This window comes from Pseudomonas sp. JL3, from assembly GCF_031570575.1.
GTDB lineage: Bacteria > Pseudomonadota > Gammaproteobacteria > Pseudomonadales > Pseudomonadaceae > Aquipseudomonas > Aquipseudomonas cucumis.
Genome location: NZ_JAKWJK010000014.1, coordinates 15,569 through 36,654, shown reverse-complemented (window position 1 = coordinate 36,654; position 21,086 = coordinate 15,569). Strand labels below are relative to the sequence as shown.

Sequence of the window (21,086 nt, the reverse complement as noted above, 5' to 3'; positions counted from 1 at the left end):
GACGCGGAGCGTCCCGGGCTGCATTCCCACGAAGAGTGTGGGAACGATCAGGGCAGGAGGGAAGGGTGTTAGTGAATAATCCAGCTCAGCAACCACAACCCCAGCAACAACCAGATAATCCCCATGATGATCGAGGCGTTCATGAAGGCGCGGATCGCCGCCCACAGCAGCATCAACCCGATGATCAGCGTGATGATGCTGACGATCGAAGTGTCCATGCCCAGCGCCTGGGCCAACCCTTCGACAAAATTGCTGCCGGCGTTGCTCAACAGGTTGAACAGACCACTGAGGGCATCGATGATGAACCGGATGGCCGAACCGATTATCTGGCCGAGCCATTCGAAAAAGCTTTCTACCTGCATGTGTACGTCCTGATGGAGTGGTGGCGTGGTTGCCGGATCCGAGCCTTGGGCTATTGATCGTGCTGTTGAGTTCCCGAGCTGCCGAAGGCTTCGATCTTTTGGAGTATGGCGCAAAGTGCGCAGGCACAACGCTGCTACTTGCCTTCACCCTCCATCCCCCCGAAGCTATACGCCTTCAGGAGAGCCCGATGAACCTTGTTGAACTGACCGAACGCCTGCACGCCATTCGCGACCGCAATGACTGGCGGCAATTTCACAGCCCGAAAAACCTGGCCATGGCCGCAAGCGTGGAAATGTCCGAACTGGTGGAAATTTTCCAGTGGCTGACCGAAGACCAGTCGCGCCAGTTGCCGGCGGACAAGCTTGCCCATGTCGGGCAGGAAGTGGGCGACATCGTGCTGTATCTACTGCTGCTGTGCAGCGAGTTGGGGTTGGACATGAATGAAGTGGTGCGCGGCAAACTCGCGGACAGCGAACGGCGGTTCAGCTGATGAGCGACCGTCATTTCGATCAACTGGCGACTCGCTTCGCCGAAAAAATCTACGGTGGCGCCAAAGGTGCGATCCGGCTCGCGGTGCTGCAGGCCGATCTGGCCGAAACCCTGCCAGACCGCCCGTTGCGCGTGCTGGATATCGGCGCCGGCCTGGGCCACATGTCGTTGTGGCTGGCCGAGCGCGGTCATCAGGTGACCCTCGCCGAGCCCGCCGAACCAATGCTTGAAGGCGCCCGTCAGCGCTTCGCCGAAGCGGGGCAAGCGGCGACATTCATCCAGGCGCCATGGCAGGACCTGCTCGGACAGCTCACCGAACCTTATGACCTGGTGCTGTGCCACGCCGTGCTGGAATGGCTGGCAGAACCCCATGCGATTCTGCCGGTGCTGCATCAGTTGACGAAGCCGGACGGCTGGTTGTCCCTGGCGTTCTACAACCGCGATGCGTTGATCTATCGCAACCTGCTCAAGGGCCATTTCCGCAAGATGCGCAAGAACGACATGGCCGGTGAAAAGCAGAGCCTGACACCGCAGCAACCACTGGATCCACGGGAACTGGCGGCGCAACTTGAGAGCATGTGGCAGGTCGAAACCCAGAGTGGGGTGCGGGTTTTTTACGACTACATGCCGGTGGAATTTCAGGCTCGCGTCGAACTGCCGGACTTGCTCGAAATGGAACTGGCCCACCGCCGTCACCCAAGCTTCGCCGGGCTTGGGCGTTACCTGCACTGGATCTGTCGGCCGATCTGACCGGAGCGCGAAATGAAAAGTCGTTCAGGGTTACTGGTGATCTGTCTCGGGTTGGCGGCCTGTCAGGGCAGCAACCCTTATGTCGCGACCTCCAATCCCCTGCCGCCGGCACCGCCCCAGGCCGCCACCTCCTTTGACCGCAGCGCCTACCCGGCACCGCCACGCGACTACGGACGCTATCGCAGCTGGGCCTGGCTTAACGGACGCCTGCCACCGGGCACGGCCTGGGCCGACTCGGCGCAGGTGGCCGAAGCGGTCAGTAATGCCCTTGATCAACGCGGCTTGCGCCCACTGCACGGCAACCGCCCGGCGGACCTGTTGGTCAGCGCCGAACTGCGTCTGGAAACCCGCTTGCGTCAGGTTCGGGATGACTATGGTTATGGCGGGGGCTACTACGGCGGTGGTTATGGCGGTTACAACCGCTACGGTAGCGGTTACGGCATGTACAACACGGTGCCGGTCATCCGTACCTATCAGGTACAAGTCGTGGTGGTGCGCGTCGATCTGTTCGACGCGAGCACTGGCGAGCCGGTATGGAGTGCCAGTGCCGAAACCAGCAGTCAGGGCAGCCAGAGCGAGCGTACCGATGCCATACGCGAAGCTGTCGAAAAGGCCATGTCGGCGTATCCTCCTAGTTAGCTTCCTTTACAGGAAGTCTCCCGCAGGTGCATGTCTTCTACCGGAGAAAAATCATGTTCCGCCGTCTCGCTTTACTGACCATGGCCGCGCTGCTCTCTGCCTGCACCGCCAATCAGGTCAATCATGATTTCGATGCCAGCCGCGACTTTGCCGCCTATCGTAGCTGGAGCTGGAAAGAGCCCGCCGTGCAATACCGTCCCGATGATCCACGGATCAAAAGTGACCTGACCGAACAACGCATCCGCCAGTCCGTTGCCGATCAGCTGGATCAACGCGGCTTGCGCCCGGCCGCCGCCGGTGCCAGCTCGGACCTGAAGGTACAGGCCTATTTGATCGTCGAAGATCGCCAGCAACAAGTGACCACCTACTATGGCGGCGGTTATGGTGGCCCATGGTACGGCTACTGGGGCGGGCCGATGTACAACGAAACCCGCAACATCAGCTACAAGGTGGCGACCATCCAGGTCGACCTGCTCGATGGCAAGGACGGCAAGCTGGTGTGGCGCGGCAGCGACGAGCAGACGCTCAGCCGTACTCCGAATCCACAGGACCGCAGCAATACGATCCGCGAGACGGTCGCGCGGATATTGGCTAACTATCCACCACACTAAACCAACACCACCGATCCACTGTGGGGGCGAGCCTGCTCGCGATAGCGGTCTGTCAGTCACATCAACTTCAGATGTGCCGCCGTCATCGCGAGCAGGCTCGCTCCTCATGGTTTCTTTGTCATCGGCAGTAGCATGTTGCCAGCAATCTGGCGGACCCTTGTCTACACTGCTTCACATCGTTGGAGGTAGCCCTCGGCAGTGCGCCGGCAAAGGAGTGAGCCATGTCTCCCTGCTTGCAGTTTCGTAGCCCGGCCCGGCAACGGGGAGCGATCGGATTGATGGCGGTGCTGGCTCTGGGCATGGCCTTGGTGTTCCTGCTGCTGGTGGTCGACAGCGGTCGCCTGTACCTGGAAAAACGCAGCTTGCAACGGGTGGCGGATATGGCCGCGCTGGAGGCTGCCACGCGCAACGGTGATTGCGCCGCAGGTGCCACCGCTACGGCCTATGCCACCGCCAGCGCAAACCGCAACAATTTCACCCTGCCTGACCCCACGCGCAACCTGACGGTGGCCTGTGGCGCCTTGACCCTGGACGCCAACAATCTTCGGGTTTTTATGGCTGATCCGAGCAGCAGCGAAGCCATTCGGGTGACCGTCAGCCATTCGATTCTGCAGAGTGTCGCCGGTGGTATTGGTGCCGTGTTCGGCGGTGCTCCGGCCGGTGAGACCCTCAACCTGACCGCAACCGCCGTCGCCACGTTGCCGCCACCGCTGGCATCGCTGACCATTCGCACTACGGTGTTGAGTGTCGATACCAGCAAGTCGGCCACCCTCAATGCGCTGTTCGGTGGTTTGTTGGGCGGCAATCTGAACCTCTCCGTGGCAGGTTGGGAAGGGTTGCTGAACACCAACATCAGCCTGCTCGGTTACCTCGATCGACTGAAGGTCGACCTTGGCGTCAACGCCGCCGGGTATAGCCAGGTGTTGGGCACTTCGGTAGCCGTCAGCCAGTTGATCCAGACCGCCGTCAATGTGCTGGACCCCGGTGGCACACTCGGCGCGACGGCGACCATTGTCGGCCTGCAAGCACTCAAGGTTGCCGCTGGCTCGACGACCGTGGTGCTGGGCAACTTGTTGCACGTCGAGAATGGCAGCAACCTGTCGGCGTCGACGATTAACGTGAGCGTGTTCGACCTGATCGAAGGCATCGTGCAACTGGCCAACAAGAAGAACGGCCTGGTGGCGACACTGCCGATCAATCTGGCGGGGCTGGCGCAAATCACGGCTCGGGTGCAGGTGCTGGAACCGCCGCAACTCTCGGCGATCGGCAATCCGAAAAACGCGGTGCTGGATCCATTGGGACCCAATCGGATCTACGTGAGAACCGCGCAGGTTCGCACATTGCTGTCGATCGACTTGCCAGCGCTGGACGCCATCGCGGCGCTGGTCAATGCGGCGGCGGATCTGGCAGGACCGTTGACCAACACCCTCAATGCGTTGCTCAATCTCGACCTGGTGGCGGTGCTCAATTCACTGACCTGTGCCATCGGCGTGCCCTGCCAGACGCCTGACATTATGGTGTTGCCGGGGCCGATACGGCTCGACGTTGCGCTGGACGTCGCCAGTGCCAGCAGTTACGTCACGGCCTACAGCTGCATCAGCAACACCAATAAGACCCTGACCACCAACACCACTACGTCGCTGGTGAACCTGAAAATTGGCCGGATCGATGCGGCCAGCATGTTCGGCAGCAACACCACGCCACCAACGGTCACGGTGCAGCCGTTGAAGGTGATCGATATCGGGATCAAAACCTGTCACAGGCTTCTGTTCTTGCCCATCACCTGCGATCCGCGTGTGCCCGGCGTCGGTGGTGGCATCGATATCATCGCCGACACCAGTGTGGCGGCGAACGCCAACATTTCCCACGTCTACTCCGCACCGCCTGCCAGCAGCCTGCCGGAAATCAACCAGCCACCGTTCTACTACTCGTTCACCACCAGCAGTATTGTCAGCAACCTGCTCAACACGCCGGTTAACATTCATGTGGACATGTATGGCCCGTCGGGCAGTCTTGTCAGCGGTCTGGGAGCCATCCTGAGCAACGTCACCACCTTGCTGATCAGCGCGATCAACAGCGTGCTCAGCCCGTTGCTCGACAGCTTGACCAACACCTTGCTGTTAAGCCTTGGGATTGATTTGAACAAGGTCGACGTCGGCGCCAACCTCAGCTGTCACTCGGGGCGGGCGACGCTGGTGATCTGATCGCCCGTGACAATCGGCAACTCGATACAAAACCGCGCGCCCTCGGTCGAGTTTCTTACACTTAAACGTCCGCCCATGTTTGCGACGATGCCGTAACTCACCGACAACCCGAGCCCGGTGCCGATGCCCACCGGTTTGGTGGTGAAGAAGGGTTCGAAAATCCGCTCCAGCAGCCGTGGATCGATACCGCCACCGTTGTCCTCAACCCACAGTCGCACCCAGTGTTCATCGCGTTCGGCGTACACCGAAATCCACGGTTTGAACTCCCGGTCGGCCTCGCGTTTGCTCAGCAGCGCATCCCGCGCATTGACCATCAGATTGATCAGCACCTGTTCCAGCTGATCGACGTAACCGCGCACTTGCACTTCGAATCCGGTCTCGCTGACCCGCAGCTCGACGCCTTTGCCGCGCATGCCTTCGGACAGCAGTGACAGCGTGCCTTCAATGGCTTGAGCCGGATTGAACGGGTGCTGCTCGATCTCTGAACGCCGACCGAATACCCGCATGTGATCCACCACCCGCGCCGCACGCTGGACTTGCGCGTCGATGCGGTTGAGCTTGTCTGTCAGGTAATCGATTTGCGCGTCGCCATTGCTCAGGCGCTTGAGTACATTGACGATGGCCATGCGCATCACGTTCAGCGGCTGATTGATTTCATGGGCCAGCCCGGTGGCCATTTCGCCGAGGGTGGCCATTTTCGCGCTCTGGGTGAGCTGCTGTTGGGCGCGCCGGACTTCGGTGTTGTCGCGGCCCACCGCCTGTATTTCAAGCAACTGCCCCTGTTCGTCGAACACTCCGCGATCCGACCAGACCCACCAGGCGTGTTCCCGTCCTGGCAGTTGCAGGTTGATTTCCGCGGTGCTGACCGGGAACTCCGGGCTCAGGTGACTGAGCCGCTGGAGGAACGCTTCGCGCTGCTCCGGCGACATCCAGCTGCCCAGGTTCACTCCCGGCAGCTTCTCGGGCTGGCATTCCAGGTAGGTCGCCAGCGGGCGGTTGCCGAAGGTCAGTGTCAGATCTGGAAGGTAGCGGCAGATCATCGCCGGGGAATCTTCCACCAGGATCCGATAGCGCTCTTCACTCTGTTTTACTTGCTCGGCGGCCAGGGTCGCTTCGGTGACATCCAGCCACAGCCCCACGGCTTCCACCGGCAGCCCAAGGTCGTCGCGCAGCAGTTTGGCTTCGTCGAGCAGCCAGTGATAATCGCCGCGACTGTCGCGCAGCCGATAACGGGCACGCACGGAGCCTTCGCGCAGCAGTTGCCGGGTGCGCTCAAAATAGCAGTCACGGTCCTCGGGGTGGACCCGTTCCACCAGCGCGCCGGCGGCACAATCGGCGAGCGACCAACCGAGCAGCGGCAACAGGCTGTCGCTGAAAAATGTCGGTTGCAGCGCACCTTCGACATAGCGCTGCACGTAGATCACCGCCGGTGAACTGGCGATCAGATTGTCCAGCCGGGCATGGGCGGCAGCGGCGTTCTGCTGCTGATTTTTGATGTCACTGATGTCGAGCATGAAGCCCACCAGCCGCCGGTTTCTACCGATGCCCAGGGCTTGCCCTTGCAGTCGATACCAGATCGGCGTTTGCGCCACGTCGGGGCGATGCAGGCGCACGCACAGCAGCAATGGCGCACCTTCGTCCTGCAAGGTTTGCAGGCGCATCGTCAGCTCTTCACGGTCGGCGGGGTGGATCTGTTCGAGCCAGTCGTGCAGCGGCAAACGAGTGCTCGCAAGGTTGAGCATACCGGCCAGCGATGGCGCCAATTGCACCTCGGCACTATCGCTGAAGACCTCCCACCAGCCGGTACCGAGCAAAGCTTGCAGAGACTCCAGCCGCTCCAGTTGCAGATGGTGCTGATGCTCGCGCAAGCGCTCCAGCAGCGGGCCGGCTAGCGCGGCGGTGAGTTGCAGCCAGTCGCGCTCGCTCAGGTCGGGGGCACGTTCTTGCACCGGGTAGAGACCACAAAGTAACCAGGCCACCACGCCTTGGGCATTGTGGTACGGCACCGCGAACCCTTCGGCATTGCCGAAGATGCCTTGCAGGCGCGGGTGTTCGCTGGGGCTCAGTTGCTGGGGGACGGAGCCATTCAAACTGTCGAGGCCGGTACCCAGGCGTTGATCGATTTTCCACAACCCGGGTGCATCGAAGGCCGCGTAATGCTGGTGGATCAGCCAACCCTCGGCCTGTTCATCGAGCAAGGCCATGGCGATGCACGGGATCTGAAAACGCTGAGCCAAGCCTTGCAGTTGCTCCGCCAGCACCTCGGGCAAGCGCGTCAAACTGCACAGGCGCAACTGTTCGCTGATCTGCGCGGAGAGTAATTGGCATTGTTCGCGGCTGCGCGCTTGTCGTCGTTCGAGCAACAGGTCGCCGATGTCGATCAACTGCAACAGCCAGTTTTCGCCCAACGGCTGCACCCAGCCACGCAGATGCAGCGGTTGTTCGCCGAGGCTGAAAAAATCCAGGTCCAGACTCTGTCCCTGCCACTCGGCAGGCGTGCCTTCGACTGACAGGCTGCTGTGGGGCATGAGGTAATCGAGCAGATGCGGTGTCTGTGCGCCGGGCATTTGTTGCGCCAGCAGATGCCGCAGCGGGCCGCTCAGCTGAATCACCCGGCCCTCGTCATTCAGATGCAACTGCAAACCCACACGTTGCACGCTCGCAGTGTCCGCACTGTTGGAGGGCTGTGGAGGTTGGCGATTGAGCAGGCGCCCGAAGAGCTTGTCTCCGGAACTCAAAATTGCAGGCTCGATTGGGCGGTAAGGGTTGCCGGCAGATTGGGCACCGAGCCGATCCCCGGTAGCACCAAAAACGGCAGGACTTGATTCAGTTTGCTGGTGGGGTAATTGATGGTGACCGTCAGTACGCCACCGGTGTAGGTGGCACTGGCGTCGGTGGCCACATTGAAGTTCAGCGCGGCGGGAATCCAGGCCAGCTGCCGGGTCAGTTCGGTGGTCGCTATGTTTCTGACGGCGGTGTCGTAATTGGCGGTGCTCGGGTCCAGCGCCACACTGCGGCGCACCGCTTCGGCCGTCGATTGATTGAACGATTGCATCAGCAACAGCGGCAGGCTGTAACTGACCAGCCCATAAAACACGGCGAAAAAGATGATGAACACCAAAGCGAATTCAATCGCCACGGCACCTTTTTGTTTGCGGGGGAGGCCTGTTTTCATGAGTGCGTCTACCCTGACCATCACGACGTAGTATCAGCATAGAATCATTCAGCCAAAACGGACGGTTTTTACCGGATGCAGAACTTTGTCCTACTGATCTGGCTGACGCTTTGCGCAGCTCAGGATGTCCGGGAGCGGCACATCGCCAATGGCCTGACCCTTGGCGTGGGCGTATTGGCGCTGACGTATCTGTTGTGGACGGGCACCACATGGTTGGGGGCCGAGGCTGCGCAGGGCGGCTGGGCTTTGTTGTTGGCTCTGGCTTTCACCTTGCCCGGTTATGCATTGAAACGTCTGGGGGCGGGCGACGTGAAACTGATGGCGACGCTGGGTCTTGCGACGGACGGTATGCACCTGCTCGGTGGCTTCATCGGCGCTGGATTGGCCAGTGCGTTCTGGCTGCTGTTGGCGCCAAGACTCTGGCTGTATATGGGGCAGGGGCTTAGGGATCGTCTTCGTTACCTGGGACCAGGAACGTCAAAAAAGCAGCCCTTTGCCCCGTTCGTACTGGTAGGCATGTTGCTCACCCTGGTCTGGATGCATTAGTCGCCGGGCGCCACTCGTTCTATGTACATCGTTGGAAAGTGCGTCTACTTTCAAAACAGTTGTTGTACAGCCTTTGGAAGTGGGTACAGGAACGGTCAAGCCAGACTTGGCATGGAGTGACACGTGAACAAGCGTATCTCGGCAATAAAAGTCCTTGTGGTCGATGACGAACCATTGATTGTCGAAGAACTTTGCGAGTTCATCGAGCGCAATGGTTATCGCTGTGTTCCTTGTCAGTCCGGCAAGCAGGCGATCGAGCGTTTCAATGAGTATGAGGATATCGGCCTGGTGCTCTGTGATTTGCGGATGCCTGACATGGATGGCATTCAACTCGTCCAGGCGTTGCAACAGCTGTCCGGCAAGCACCGGGCGTTCGAGGCGATCATGCTCACCGGTCGCGCAGACAAGCAGGATGTGATCAAGGCGTTGCGCGCCGGGTTCGCTGACTACTATCAGAAACCGATAGATCTGGCTGAGTTGCTTGAAGGTTTGCAGCGCCAGGAAGAGGTCTTGCAGGAGCGGCAGAAAAACCTGCAGTTGGGGCATTTGAGTCAGAAGTTGCAGTACCTTTGTGAGTCGATCGACGAGTTGTATCAGGATCTGGACAAGGTTCGTCGGGGACCGTCTTCGGTGTCTTCGTCTGATTCGGCTGACGGTGCATTCAGTGAGGTTGAGCGGGTGGAGATGCCAGCGGTTTTCAATCAGCTGTCACCGCGGCAGTTGGAAGTGGCGCAGTTGGTGGGCAAGGGGCAGACCAATTATCAGATTGCCTGTGAGTTGGGGATTACCGAGAACACGGTGAAGCTTTATGTGTCGCAGGTGTTGCGGTTGACGCATATGCATAACCGCACGCAAGTGGCGTTGGCGTTGTCGCCTGGTAATGCTGGTGTGCGGCGGCTTACTGCGCACTGAGTTTTTCGGGTGTACGCTGTTTCATGGTGTACATATCCATTTCTGCGGTAACGGCGGCTTACGGTTTCGCCCTTACGGCGAGTCCCTTTTGGCAAACGCCCCAAAAGGAACCAAAAGGTCTCGCCCCAAGCGTACGGCCCCTCGCTAAGGCTCGGCGTTCCTTCGCTCCGGTATCCATCTGGGGGCATCGCCCTACGGTCTGCTTCGCTACGACCTACATGCGATGGGTTCGACTGCGTCGAACGGCGCTGCGCGCCAATCCCCAGATGAACACCTCCACTCAGCCTCCCGAAGGGGCGGGTGGATCAAAATCAAAAGCCAGATCAAAAGCTGCAGGCGAGCTAACGCTCGGCCTATTGAGTGGTGAGGGGCGGGCGTACGCCGCTCCACTGTGGGAGCGAGCCTGCTCGCGATGGCGGGCTTACAGGCAATGATGTTTATTGATCAGTAAAAACATCAGAACCTTCCCACATGTTTTTCAGGTTGCCCGTCGGACGCTGCGTCTCTAGCCTTTGTCCGTCGCTGACAATTCAGCGACCGGGCGTCGCGGCTCGATTCTTGAGGCATAATCGCTCCACCGAACTACAACACTTTTGGGTGTCTGTCGTTTCGTGTCATGGCGACTGTGCGCGGGATACCTTCGGGTATGCCGAGCAAGCCTCAGGGATCGGTCCGCGAACCCGCGTACAGCTGCCACCCCAAATTGCGTCGCGGCAATTTGGAAGTGGCTCCATTTCATCCCGGAGGTGTAACCATGTTCAAAGCAACCCCAAATCCCCCAGAAACCGACAACGTTTCCCCTTACGAATCTGCTGATTCAAAAAAATTCCACGACGCCGCTAACCGCGCGCTCGATCACTATCTCAACCCATCCGCCCTCAAATCCCCCGTGGCCCGCAAGCCGAGCACGATGTATATGGTTGCGCCGGATATCAAAGACGAAGACCTGTTGGCCCACACCTGTGAATCGTTGGCCCAGGCCAGTGTGATGGCGAGTGATTTTGCAGGGTATCTGGAAGGGCCGCACCGGCACACGGCGATGGCGATTCAACAGATCGTCATGCTGGCAGAACTGGCGGTGAACCGGATGCTGGATAACGTTGCCATACCAAAAAACGCGCCACACAGCTGACCCCCTGTAGGAGCGAGGCTTGCCCGCGAAGGCGATTTCACATTCAACATGGATGTCGTCTGACACGCCGCCATCGCGAGCAGGCTCGCTCCCGCAATTGAATCGTGTGCATCTGCGAGGGATTGGTTGGCTGTCAGGTCGCCTTGGCGGGCAAGCCTCGCTTCTACGGGATCGCCGTTGGCCTTTCAACGAACAAAGGCCCGGGCCAAAGCGGTGAAGCTGGGGCCGGCCAGTACGATCAGCAATGCCGGGAAGAGAAACAACATCATCACGACGGACATTTTCGCGGACATCTTGGAGATGTATTCCTGCAAGCGTGTCAGGCGTCGGTCATCGAGCAGTAGCTTGAGCCCCAGCAGTGATTTCATGGCGCCGCCGCCCTGGTGGATCAATTGCTGAAGAATCACGCAGGTGTCGGTGAATTCGTCCACCGCCAGTAACTGGGTGGCCTTGTTCAGTTCTTCGCCCAGTTCCAGACCGGAGTCGACCCGCGTCAGTATCAGGCGCAGTTCATGGGTCAGGGCTGGAAGTAATTGTTTGCCTTCGATGCTCAGCACGCGCAGCGACTGCTCCACCGCCATGCCGGATTCGAACAGGATGCGCAGCAGCGGAATGAAGGTGGAAATCTCGATCGCCAGTTGTTTTTGTCGACGGTGTGCGGCAGCGGCCAGCAAGCGTTTGGGCAGTAAGTAACCGAGGGCAGTGGCGAAGGCCGGGGTGATCCAAGGGTTGTTAACCTGCGCAAAGAACACACTCTGGATCAATAGACTCAGGACCAACGCAAGCACCGGTATGCCGATCTGGCAGGCAGCGAACAGCGAGCGTTGCCGAGCGCTGCGCCAGCCGAGGCGGTTGAGCAGCATTTGGGTTTCGTTGTCCAGTTTGACCGAGCGCTGACCGATGCGGCTGTCGCCCAGCACTTGCAACCAGTGACGGACGCGATGGTCGCTCAGTGGTTTGCCGTCCAGTCGTTGAGCCACTTGGCGAGCACGCCGATGTTGGTCCAGCAGCCCACTGAGCAGCAACAGCGTGGCCGCCAGAAACAACAATGCGCTGATCAGCAGGGCTATTTTCATACGCTACGCAACATGCGCCACAGCGCCAGGCAACCCACGACCTGCAGGCCGAACGCGGTCGCGAGCATCATTTGCCCCGAGCTGCTGTTCCACATGGCGAGCAGGTATTTCGGATTGGACAGCAAGAAATAAGCGGCGAGCCCCACCGGCATCAGGGCCAGCACCACCGCGGTGATGCGGGTTTCGCCCGTCATGGCGCGCAATTGGCGCGCAGCCTGGTCTCGTTCGCGGATCATTTTGATCAGGTTCTCAAACAGCTCACTGGCATTACCGCCGTAGCGGTGATTGACCTTCAGGCCCAGCGCGAACAAGCGAAACTCGTCTTTCTCGTACAGTTCGGCGAAGTCCGTGACAGCATCAGGCAGGCTGACGCCCAGTTGCACGTTGCGCTGAACCCGGCCCATGGCGTTTTTCAGTGGGTCTTCGGCGGCGTCGATGGCGACCAGTACCGCATCGGCCAGGGTGCGTCCGGATTTCAGGCTGCGCACCGTGTGATCGAGCAACGGTGGTAGTTGTTCGATCATGCGCTTGAGCCGGCGCTGATAGCACCAACTGATGTACAGCCGCAAAGCCAGCGGCGGCATCAGCAACAACGCCAGCAAACCGATCCAGCCCGCGAGGGCAACGCCCAGCAAGATGCCCAAGGCCCAGAGCAACAGCCACAACCCCAAGCGCTCGGTGGGCCGACCGAGGCCGGCGCGTAGAAAGGCTCGTTCCAGGCCAGCCCAGGATGATTTCGCCACCGCCAGTTGCGGTTGCCCCTGCATCAAGCGACCGAGGGTTCGATCGATGCCGCTCTGGCGCAAACCGTTGTAGAACAAACGGATCGACAGGCCCAGCAACGTCAGGCAAATCAGGATGAGCAGCGTCGGTTTGAGCATGCCATGACCCTTCAGTGCGATAAGGGAGAGAGCGCCGACTCACGACGCAGTTTATCGCCAGCGGGGTTGACCGCCTCGCGCAGAAAACCGAAACCGGTGCGTCGGTCGAAGCGGAACAGCGTATTGGTCACATAGATATCATCACGAATACCGACGACCTCCACCACTTCGCTGACGCAGCGGCGACCATCGGGCAGGCGCGTCAGTTGGATCACCACGTCCAGCGCCGCACAGATCATTTGCCGCAGGGTGCGTTCGGCGATGGCGCGTCCGGTCAGGCCCACCAGGGTCTCGAGGCGCAACAGCGCATCCTGGGCATTGTTGGCGTGTACGGTGCTCATGGAACCGTCGTGCCCGGTGTTCATCGCGGTAAGCACGTCAACCACTTCGACGCCGCGAATCTCGCCGAGGATGATCCGGTCCGGGCGCATCCGCAGTGCGTTGCGAATCAGATCGCTGGCCTTCACTTCGCCGTGGCCTTCGGCATTCGGCGGTCGGGTTTCCAGGCGCACCACATGAGGATGGCCCAGTTGCAATTCGGCGACGTCTTCGATGGTGACCAGGCGTTCGTGAGGGGCGATCAACTGGCTGAGAATGTTCAGCAGCGTGGTCTTGCCGGTGCCGGTACCGCCGCTGACAAGGATGTTGCAACGCTTGCCCACGGCCTCCTGAATAAATTCAAAGATCGCCTGATCGATGGTTTGCATCGCCATCAGGTCGGAGCTTTTGAGCATGTCCTTGCGGAATTTTCGAATCGACAGGCACGGGCCATCGAGGGCAATGGGCGGGATGATCGCGTTGACCCGGCTGCCATCGGGCAGGCGCGCATCGACCATCGGCGAAGACTCGTCGAGCCGTCGGCCCAGAGGCGCGAGAATTCGTTGCATCACCCGCTCGACGTGGTGGTCGTCGATGAATCGCAGGTCACTCAGGTGCAACACACCGTCGCGTTCGACGAACACCCGGTGCGGGCCGTTGACCAGAATTTCGGTCACCGTCGAGTCACGCAGCAACACCTCTAGCGGACCGAAACCGGTGAGCTCGTCGACGATTTCCTCAGCCAGCCGCTCCATCTCATAACGGGAAATCGCCAAGTGCAGACGGGCGATGTACTCGGCGACTTTGTCGATGACGAACTGCGACAGCATTGGCCGCGAACCTTCCAGCAGGTTTTTTCCGGACTCTTCGATGGCGTCGATGATGTAGCGGTGCAGCACCAGTTTCAGGCCCTCGTGGTCGGTATTGCCGGCCGACCCGTGGGAGGGCGCGCCGAAGAGTCTTTCCCCGCTCATTGCGCGCCCCTCAATCGGTCAAACCAGCCAGCCTTGGGTTTATCCAGGTCTTCGGAGCGTTTAGCCAGACGTTCGCCGAGGGCGCGCAGGCTTTGGGTCAGGCCTTCGCGCGGAGCCAGTTCGAACAGGCTCACCCCCTGATTTTTTGCGTTGAGCCGTACTTCAGGGCTGTAGGCAAGGACCGCCATAACCTCCATGCCGAAGCTTTTGCTCAAGGTGTCGGAGTCTGGCGCGACGTTGCGCAGATAGCGGTCTACCAGCAACCTGGCGTGATCGAGCTTGAGGCCTTTTTCGCGCCAGCGGCCGAGCACCTCAAGGTTGCGTCGGCAGTCGAGCACATTCTGATCGGTGTACCACAGCAACTTGTCGCAATGGCTGACGAAGGTGCGCAAGGCTTCGCTGTCCGACTGGCCGGTGAGGTTCACCACGATGTGTTGGAAATGTTGACGCAAGGCGCTGAGCAACATGTACAGCTCGGCGGCACTGGTCTGTTCCAGCGGTTCGTCGTTGCTGGCATAGGCAAGAATCCGCAGCCCGGCGTCACAGGTGGTGAAGGCGCTGTCGATCAGCGTCGCGTCGAGGCGCCTCAGATGGCGCAACGCATCGCCGAAATGAAACGAGCTCTCCAGCCCCAGCAACGCAAGGCTGTCGCCACGCGGCAGGCCCAGATCCAGCAACAGTGTCTGCTGGCCGCTCTTTTGCACCACGTGCGCCAGGTGGTTGGCGAGCAACGCTCCGTCGGCATTGCTCTGCGCACCGTAAAGCACGGTCAGGCCACCCTGTTGACTCTGTTGCAGGTTTGGCGCCACGGTCGGCAGGCGTTTGCTCAGGCGTCGCACCAGCCCGGCAACTTCACTGGAGCGCGAGCCGTAAGAGACGAAATCCCGCGCGCCGGCACGCATGGCATTGAGCACGAGTTGGTTGTCCATGCCGTCGCCCAAGGCAACGATCGCCAGCATTGGTTTGGCTTCCAGGGCACCCTCGATCAACGCGCTCTGGGCCACCACATGCTCACGGTCCAGACCCACGAACACCAGGCTGGCAAAGGTCACGTCCACCAGCGTCAAGAGTTCATCGAGGTTGCCGCCACCGGCGCTGATCACTCGGCCCAAAGGGGCAAGGGCACCTTGCAGCCACTCGAAGTCGGTGCTGTTGCGCGTGATCGCGAGGAACGTCTGACTCAGGTTCTGGGGTTGGCTCATAGCGATAATCCGCTGCATTTATCGAAACAGCCGTTGTCGAGCAAGTACTGCGTGAAACGTCTGCGCATGGAGAAGCGTCCTCGCTCGATTCAGGGCGTTTGTTGGGTGACTTCATTGCCGCGGATGACTTCCACGCTCGTCTTGCGCGGTGCTGCGCCGCCGGTGGCAGGTTTGGGTGTGCCGGCCAGGGCCAGTTGACTGAACTGCACCAGTTCGCGGTTGGCACTGGCCAGGCTCGCCTTTGAATCACGGTTGCCGGCCCAGTATTGGTTCAGACGTTTTTCTTCGGCACTGCGCACGGCCAGGCGTAAAACCCCGACCTGAGCCGCGAGCATCAGGCGACTCAAGAGGGCTTCGGGGACCGCGAGCAAAACGGTGCGGGCGTTGGCGCGCAGTTGTTCCTGCTTGAGTCGCTCTTCGTGACTGCGCGCCGGGTTGGCAGGCTGCCCATCGTTCATCAGCCCCAACTGGTCGCCGACACCCAGCACCCGCAATGCCGGGACTACGACCTGGGCCGATTGCTGGAGGTTGTTGGTGTCCATGCGCAGAAACAGCAGGACGTCGACATAGTCGCCGGGGCTCAGTTGACCGCCGACATTGACCACGTCATCCGCCGCCACGGCGAGGGCACGCTCATCGGGGCGGATCATTCGCGCCAGCGCCCCGCCGGTTTCGAAACTTTCATCATTGAGCCAACTGCCGGCAGTCAGCGTGCGCCAAGGCATACGGCCAATGGCTTGATCGAGACGGGACAGGCTGCCGGCCGGGGCGGTACGGAGTTTTTCCACGGTCACGTCGGCGGCGGTGATTTGCTCGAACGGCGCGATGTCACGCAGCAGCACAACCACCGGCTGGCGGGTCGGGTCGTCCGCCGGCGCCAGTATTGGGGCCGATGATGTGCCGGGTTGCGCGACGGATTCGGGTGCCGGTTGGCGACTCAACGCCAGCCCCCAGTAACCGGCAATGATGGCGCCTACCAGAAACAGCCCGGCCAGGCCCATGGTGACGCGACTGTTCATGAAGGCTCTCCCTTTCCTGCTGCGTTAACGCCCCCCAGGAGCTTCAATGAGATGACTTCGCAATCAGGCAGCTATGAACATGGAACTATTTCGCTATTTGACGGTAGCGCAGGTAGAGCAAAACGCCATTACAGGGCGGTAAATATCTGACAAAAGTAACGGCTCGAAGCCAAAAACGCTGTTTTATGACGTCAATGAACCGGTTACTACTTAAGTATTAATAGGTTCTTACAGTTGTTGGTCTTGGGTTTGCCGACAATGCTGATGCTGGCATAGGGGAATCATGTTGCGGCCGTGCAACATCCGCTGTCATAGGAGACACGTCATGTCCTTTATTAAAGTTGTTCAGAAGATCAAATCCGAATTCGTTTTTTACAGAGGTCTGGCCAAAGATACTGAAGGTGCTTCGGGTATCGAGTACGCGATTATTGCGGGTATGGTGGCCGTTGCGCTGGCAGCATTTGCGACACCCATCGCCGCGAGTGTCACCGCAATGTTCACCACAATTTCAGCCGCGCTTTGATTTGAAGGTTGGCAACAGGCATTCATTTGCCAATCCCGCAAAGGGCTTCTAACGTCAAGGCTTAGTCCATTGCAGGTGTTACCCATGAACGCTCCAGCGATTCCTCGGCAACAGCTTCTTCTGGTCGACGATGAGGAGGATGCGTTACTGGAACTGGCGGAGTTGCTGGAGGGCGAGGGCTTTACTTGTTTTACCGCAACGTCGGTCAAACTCGCCCTTCATCATTTGACTTGTCATCCTGATATTGCGCTGGTGATTACTGATTTGCGGATGCCGGAGGAGAGTGGCATGTCGTTGATCAAGCGATTGCGTGAGCATACGGCTCGTCAGCATTTGCCGGTGATTGTGACGTCGGGGCATGCGGATATGGAGGATGTGAGTGATATGTTGCGGTTGCAGGTGCTGGATTTGTTTCGCAAGCCGATTTATCACGTGCGGTTGTTGGAGACGTTGAACAATTTGTTTCCTGGGGTGGTTAGTTCCTGATCTTGGCGGCCTGACAGCCAACCAGTCTCTCCCGGATGTACGCTGCCCCACTGTTTTGATCGTTCCCACGCTCTGCGTGGGAACGCCTCTACGGACGCTCTGCGTTCGGCTCTTGGGACGCGGAGCGTCCCGGGCTGCATTCCCACGCAGAGCGTGGGAACGATCAGACCGAACCATCAGGCAACCGGCCGCCACTGCCCAACCATGTGTTCCAGATCCCCCGCGCCCATCAACTGAAAATCCCCGCTGGACCCCGCCGCGCTGGACATCAGCGTCACTTCACTGGGAAGGCGCACCGGTTTCCTGAACTGCACCGCAATCTCGACGTTGGCCGTTGGTAAATGATCGGTCAGGGCTGCCAGCGTACGGGCCTTGTTCCATAGACCATGGGCGATGGCGCTGGGAAAACCGAAGAGCTTCGCGCTGATCGCACTCAGGTGGATCGGGTTGTAGTCTCCAGACACCTTGGCGTATCGACGGCCAATGTCCGCCGGCGCTTTCCAGTGGGCGACTTCGGCCAGCGACAGCGTCGACGCAAAAGCTTCTTCGACGGGCTCGCCTTCCAGTTTGACGCCGCGACAAAGCATCTGGCTTTCAGCCTCCCACAGCGGCCCCAACTGATCGTCGAGCGTCGTCACCAACTCGAACGTCGCACCCTTGGCATGGGGTTGCAGGTTCTGCACTTTCACGCTGACCCGCACCCGGTGCACACCACCCATGGGGCGCAAGATGCGGATGCGATTGCTCAAGTGAATCAGCCCCAGGAGCGGGAATGGAAACGCCTTGGCCGTGAGCAATTGCATCTGCAAGGCAAACGCCAGGATGTGTGGATACGTCGGTGGTAGCAGCCCGTTGTCGGCGAAACCACAGACCTTGCGATAAGCCTCCAGGCGTTTCGGATCGACATTGACCCAGCAGTGATAACCCAGGTCAGGCAGGGTGGTGCCGGTGATTTTGCGTCGCGTTGCCGCCTTCACATACAGCGTTTGCAGGCCCGGTTCGCTATTGAGTGTTTGCCAGTCGGTGGTCATGGTCAGGCTCCCAAAACGCTTTGCCCACACACGCGCAACGCCTGCCCGGTAAACGCTCCGGTGCCCGGTTGTGCCAGCCAGGCCACGGCTTCGGCGACGTCTTGCGGCAGGCCGCCCTGGCCCAACGAACTCATACGCCGCCCGGCTTCCCGCAGGCCGAAGGGCAGGTGCGCGGTCATTTGGGTTTCGATGAACCCTGGCGCCACGGCATTGATGCTGATGCCACGTTCACTCAGCAGCGGCGCCCAGGCCTGGGCCAGGCCGATCAACCCGGCCTTGCTCGCCGCGTAATTGGTTTGCCCGCGATTGCCGGCGATGCCGCTGATGGACGCCAGCAGGATCACTCGGCCGTCGTCGCGCAGAGTGCCGCTGTCGAGCAAAGCCTTGGTCAGCACTTGCGGCGCGTTGAGATTGACCGCCAACACCGCGTCCCAGAATTCCGGGGTCATGTTGGCCAGGGTTTTGTCCCGGGTGATGCCTGCGTTGTGGACCACGATGTCGACACCGTCCGGCAAGTGCTCGATCAATTGTGCGGCGGCGTCTTCGGCGCAGATGTCCAGGGTGATGCCGCGTCCGCCGAGGCGTGCAGCCAGGGCCTCGAGATCGCTCTTGGCCGGTGGCACGTCGAGCAGGATCACCTCGGCGCCGTCGCGGGCCAGGGTTTCGGCGATCGAGGCGCCGATGCCGCGAGCCGCGCCCGTCACCAATGCCTTGCGTCCCGACAAGGGGCGACTCCAGTCCATCACCTGCGCCTCACACGCCTTCAAGCGAATGACTTGTCCGGAAATGAACGCGCTTTTGGGCGAGAGGAAAAACCGCAATGGGCCTTCCAGTTGATCTTCGGCACCTTCGCCGACATAGATCAGCTGCAAAGTACCGCCGCTACGCAGTTCCTTGGCCAGCGAACGGCTGAAACCCTCCAGGGCGCGTTGGGCGCTGGCGGCGAACGGGTCGCTCAAAGTCTCTGGCGCCCGGCCAAGAATCACCAGATGCGCATGGTGATCGAGGTTTTTCATCAGCGGCTGGAAGAACTCGCGCAGCTGTTTCAGCTGATCGACCTGCACCAGATCACTGGCGTCGTACACCACGGCTTTGAGTTTCTGACCATGGCCGGGAATCCACGCGGTGGCCAGGGTCGGATCGGTGCCGTAGCTGTAAATCGTGTCGGTCAGGCGGTTGGCGAGGCTGCCGACTTTTTCTGTCAGCGGGCCGCCGCCAATCAACAGCGCCCCCTCGATTGGCCGTAGCCGGCCTGCTTGCCAGCGTTCCAGTCGTACCGGCGACGGCAGACCCAGGGCACCGACCACACGATGGCCTATGGACGAATTGGCGAAGTCGATATAGCGGTCAGACATGGATCACGCTCCAGCAGCTGGGGTTAAAAGTGTGGACCAGGAATGGCAATTAGTCGTTCGATCCACGAGATACGGCCTACGCTTGAGGATTGTAGTCTTCACCAGAATAGGGAGCTTTTCATGACTCAGCTGCGTCGCGTCGCGATTATCGGTGGTAACCGTATCCCCTTTGCCCGGTCCAACGGGCCGTACGCCACTGCCAGTAACCAGGCGATGTTCACCGCAGCGCTGGAAGGCCTGATCGAGCGCTATAACCTGCACGGTGTGCGCATGGGTGAAGTGGCGGCAGGTGCACTGCTCAAGTATTTGCGGGACTACGGCCTGACCCGCGAATGCGTGCTGGGCTCGCGGTTGTCGCCGATGACGCCGGCCTACGACATCCAGCAAGCCTGCGGTACGGGCCTGGAGGCTACGTTGTTGGTGGCGAACAAAATCGCCCTGGGTCAGATCGAATGTGGCATTGCCGGCGGTGTCGACACCGCCTCGGACGTGCCGATCGGCGTCAACGAAAGCCTGCGCAAGATCCTCTTGCAGGCCAACCGCGCCCGAAGCACCGCCGACAAACTGAAAACTTTCCTGCAACTGCGTCCCCGCCACTTGATGCCCGACTTTCCAAGCATCGGCGAGCCACGCACCGGCCGGTCGATGGGCGAACACTGTGAGCTGATGGCCCAGACCTGGAGCATCCCGCGTGACGAGCAGGATCAGTTGACCCAGCAAAGCCATCAGAAACTGGCCGCGTCCTATGCCGAAGGCTGGCACAACGATTTGATGACGCCGTTCCTCGGCCTGACCCGGGACAACAACCTGCGCCCGGATCTGACCCTGGAAAAACTCGCCTCACTAAAACCGGCCTTCGAGAAAAGCGCCAAGGGCACCCTGACCGCGGGCAATTCCACGCCACTCACCGATGGCGCGTCGGTGGTGTTGCTGGGGAGTGAGGACTGGGCGAAAGAGCGCGGCCTGCCGATCCTCGCCTATTGGCGTGACGGCGAAGCGGCGGCGGTGGATTTCGTCAACGGTGCCGAAGGCCTGCTGATGGCGCCGGCTTATGCGGTGCCGCGTTTACTGGCGCGCAATGGCCTGACCTTGCAGGACTTCGATTACTACGAAATCCACGAAGCGTTCGCCGCGCAGGTGCTCTGCACACTCAAGGCCTGGGAAGATCCGCAGTTCTGCAAAACCCGTCTCGGCCTCGACGCGCCGCTGGGCTCCATCGACCGCAGCCGCTTGAACGTCAAGGGCAGTTCACTGGCCGCCGGGCATCCGTTTGCGGCCACCGGTGCACGTATCGTCGCTAACCTGGCGAAGCTGCTGAGTGCGGCGGGCAAGGGGCGAGGTTTGATTTCGATCTGCGCCGCAGGCGGTCAGGGCGTGACGGCGATTATCGAGCGCTGATT

General features: G+C 60.3%; 21 protein-coding genes. 11 read left to right on the top strand and 10 right to left on the bottom strand.

The window, feature by feature from the left end; translation table 11 throughout:
* Positions 1 to 68: 68 nt before the first annotated feature.
* The gene (locus MMG91_RS21410; RefSeq protein ID WP_305448049.1) at positions 69 to 362 is read right to left on the bottom strand and encodes a hypothetical protein; all 294 of its coding nucleotides are present in this window, start codon (positions 360 to 362) and stop codon (positions 69 to 71) included.
* A gap of 188 nt (positions 363 to 550) precedes the next feature.
* Here MMG91_RS21410 and MMG91_RS21405 point away from each other — a divergent pair, with 188 nt between their 5' ends.
* The 5 genes from MMG91_RS21405 (at position 551) to MMG91_RS21385 (ending at position 5,056) form a co-directional block, all read left to right on the top strand.
* On the top strand, positions 551 to 853 hold the full coding sequence (locus MMG91_RS21405; RefSeq protein ID WP_310660618.1) for a MazG-like family protein: 303 nt from the start codon (positions 551 to 553) through the stop codon (positions 851 to 853).
* Positions 853 to 1,602 (top strand): methyltransferase domain-containing protein, encoded by a 750-nt coding sequence (locus tag MMG91_RS21400; RefSeq protein ID WP_310660617.1) that lies wholly within the window; start codon positions 853 to 855, stop codon positions 1,600 to 1,602. Before MMG91_RS21405 ends, MMG91_RS21400 begins: the two co-directional genes overlap by 1 nt.
* Positions 1,603 to 1,614: 12 nt before the next feature.
* Complete coding sequence (locus MMG91_RS21395) at positions 1,615 to 2,241, top strand: DUF4136 domain-containing protein (protein ID WP_310660616.1); 627 nt, start codon at positions 1,615 to 1,617, stop codon at positions 2,239 to 2,241.
* Between the two features lie 53 nt (positions 2,242 to 2,294).
* Positions 2,295 to 2,852, top strand: a complete 558-nt coding sequence (locus MMG91_RS21390; RefSeq protein ID WP_310660615.1) for a DUF4136 domain-containing protein — start codon at positions 2,295 to 2,297, stop codon at positions 2,850 to 2,852.
* A 221-nt stretch (positions 2,853 to 3,073) separates the two neighbouring features.
* On the top strand, positions 3,074 to 5,056 hold the full coding sequence (locus tag MMG91_RS21385; RefSeq protein ID WP_310660614.1) for a pilus assembly protein TadG-related protein: 1,983 nt from the start codon (positions 3,074 to 3,076) through the stop codon (positions 5,054 to 5,056).
* Here MMG91_RS21385 and MMG91_RS21380 read toward each other — a convergent pair.
* Entirely contained in the window at positions 5,026 to 7,794 is a 2,769-nt protein-coding gene (locus MMG91_RS21380) for an ATP-binding protein (RefSeq protein ID WP_310660613.1), read from the bottom strand. The genes MMG91_RS21385 and MMG91_RS21380 overlap by 31 nt on opposite strands.
* Positions 7,791 to 8,231, bottom strand: coding sequence for a TadE/TadG family type IV pilus assembly protein (locus MMG91_RS21375; RefSeq protein WP_305448054.1), 441 nt, complete (start codon positions 8,229 to 8,231; stop codon positions 7,791 to 7,793). Before MMG91_RS21375 ends, MMG91_RS21380 begins: the two co-directional genes overlap by 4 nt.
* Positions 8,232 to 8,306: 75 nt before the next feature.
* Here MMG91_RS21375 and MMG91_RS21370 point away from each other — a divergent pair, with 75 nt between their 5' ends.
* From MMG91_RS21370 to MMG91_RS21360, 3 genes are all read left to right on the top strand, one after another.
* Positions 8,307 to 8,777 carry a prepilin peptidase gene (locus MMG91_RS21370; protein ID WP_310660612.1) on the top strand — a complete coding sequence of 157 codons (471 nt, stop codon included), beginning with the start codon at positions 8,307 to 8,309 and terminating at the stop codon, positions 8,775 to 8,777.
* Between the two features lie 123 nt (positions 8,778 to 8,900).
* A complete protein-coding gene (locus MMG91_RS21365) occupies positions 8,901 to 9,689 on the top strand; it encodes a response regulator transcription factor (RefSeq protein ID WP_310660611.1) in 789 nt (262 codons plus the stop codon).
* Positions 9,690 to 10,443: 754 nt separating this feature from the next.
* Positions 10,444 to 10,821 carry a DUF6124 family protein gene (locus tag MMG91_RS21360; protein WP_310660610.1) on the top strand — a complete coding sequence of 126 codons (378 nt, stop codon included), beginning with the start codon at positions 10,444 to 10,446 and terminating at the stop codon, positions 10,819 to 10,821.
* Positions 10,822 to 11,006: 185 nt separating this feature from the next.
* On the opposite strand, the gene MMG91_RS21355 is transcribed toward MMG91_RS21360, so the two are convergent.
* From MMG91_RS21355 to cpaB, 5 genes are all read right to left on the bottom strand, one after another.
* Positions 11,007 to 11,897, bottom strand: coding sequence for a type II secretion system F family protein (locus MMG91_RS21355; RefSeq protein ID WP_310660609.1), 891 nt, complete (start codon positions 11,895 to 11,897; stop codon positions 11,007 to 11,009).
* Positions 11,894 to 12,778 (bottom strand): type II secretion system F family protein, encoded by an 885-nt coding sequence (locus tag MMG91_RS21350; protein WP_305448059.1) that lies wholly within the window; start codon positions 12,776 to 12,778, stop codon positions 11,894 to 11,896. The genes MMG91_RS21355 and MMG91_RS21350 overlap by 4 nt, the downstream gene beginning before the upstream one ends.
* Before the next feature lie 11 nt (positions 12,779 to 12,789).
* Positions 12,790 to 14,070: a CpaF family protein gene (locus MMG91_RS21345; protein ID WP_310660608.1), complete on the bottom strand. Its 1,281-nt coding sequence runs from the start codon at positions 14,068 to 14,070 to the stop codon at positions 12,790 to 12,792.
* Positions 14,067 to 15,272 (bottom strand): pilus assembly protein, encoded by a 1,206-nt coding sequence (locus MMG91_RS21340; RefSeq protein WP_310660607.1) that lies wholly within the window; start codon positions 15,270 to 15,272, stop codon positions 14,067 to 14,069. The genes MMG91_RS21345 and MMG91_RS21340 overlap by 4 nt, the downstream gene beginning before the upstream one ends.
* Positions 15,273 to 15,361: 89 nt before the next feature.
* Positions 15,362 to 16,291 carry a Flp pilus assembly protein CpaB gene (gene cpaB / locus MMG91_RS21335; RefSeq protein WP_305448062.1) on the bottom strand — a complete coding sequence of 310 codons (930 nt, stop codon included), beginning with the start codon at positions 16,289 to 16,291 and terminating at the stop codon, positions 15,362 to 15,364.
* A gap of 325 nt (positions 16,292 to 16,616) precedes the next feature.
* Between cpaB and MMG91_RS21330 the strand changes: the two genes are divergently transcribed.
* Both MMG91_RS21330 and MMG91_RS21325 read left to right on the top strand, forming a co-directional pair.
* Complete coding sequence (locus MMG91_RS21330) at positions 16,617 to 16,814, top strand: Flp family type IVb pilin (RefSeq protein WP_310660606.1); 198 nt, start codon at positions 16,617 to 16,619, stop codon at positions 16,812 to 16,814.
* Positions 16,815 to 16,898: 84 nt separating this feature from the next.
* Positions 16,899 to 17,300, top strand: coding sequence for a response regulator (locus MMG91_RS21325; RefSeq protein ID WP_310660605.1), 402 nt, complete (start codon positions 16,899 to 16,901; stop codon positions 17,298 to 17,300).
* Positions 17,301 to 17,476: 176 nt separating this feature from the next.
* Here the strand turns inward: MMG91_RS21325 and MMG91_RS21320 are convergent, their stop codons facing one another.
* Both MMG91_RS21320 and MMG91_RS21315 read right to left on the bottom strand, forming a co-directional pair.
* Positions 17,477 to 18,331, bottom strand: coding sequence for a MaoC family dehydratase (locus MMG91_RS21320; RefSeq protein WP_305448065.1), 855 nt, complete (start codon positions 18,329 to 18,331; stop codon positions 17,477 to 17,479).
* A 2-nt stretch (positions 18,332 to 18,333) separates the two neighbouring features.
* On the bottom strand, positions 18,334 to 19,686 hold the full coding sequence (locus tag MMG91_RS21315) for a 3-oxoacyl-ACP reductase (RefSeq protein WP_305504337.1): 1,353 nt from the start codon (positions 19,684 to 19,686) through the stop codon (positions 18,334 to 18,336).
* Positions 19,687 to 19,806: 120 nt separating this feature from the next.
* On the opposite strand from MMG91_RS21315, the gene MMG91_RS21310 reads away from it, so the two are divergent.
* The gene (locus MMG91_RS21310) at positions 19,807 to 21,084 is read left to right on the top strand and encodes an acetyl-CoA C-acetyltransferase (RefSeq protein ID WP_310660604.1); all 1,278 of its coding nucleotides are present in this window, start codon (positions 19,807 to 19,809) and stop codon (positions 21,082 to 21,084) included.
* Positions 21,085 to 21,086: the final 2 nt, after the last annotated feature.